This is a genomic window from Bacillus cereus group sp. BfR-BA-01355, from assembly GCF_022663675.1.
Taxonomy (GTDB): Bacteria; Bacillota; Bacilli; order Bacillales; family Bacillaceae_G; genus Bacillus_A; species Bacillus_A thuringiensis_S.
Map to the genome: position 1 here is coordinate 1 of NZ_JAKUFY010000406.1, position 258 is coordinate 258.

Below are 258 nucleotides of genomic sequence, written 5' to 3' on the forward strand. Positions count from 1 at the left end.
ACGCTTGCAACCAATTTCCTTTTACTTTTTTCCACTCTTTATATTGAAATGCTCTAGCATATTGGGATAATCCGATTGGATCAATTTTATTCTGTTGTATTTCATATAACATATTTTGTAAATTATTATTAATTTCTTTTTGAATAGCATTTTTTAAATTATTTATATTTTTTTTATTATCATAGTGCCCTTTAATTGAATTCGGATTGGTTTTTTCTATTAAAGCTACATTAGCGTAAATATCGAGATTAAATACAA

The 258-nt window shown here is 24.0% G+C and carries 1 protein-coding gene; it reads right to left on the reverse strand.

The genetic code is table 11. The features are described from left to right. The coding region (locus tag MR167_RS32250; RefSeq protein WP_242316294.1) for a Ger(x)C family spore germination C-terminal domain-containing protein at nucleotides 1-258 on the reverse strand (258 nt) is incomplete at both ends.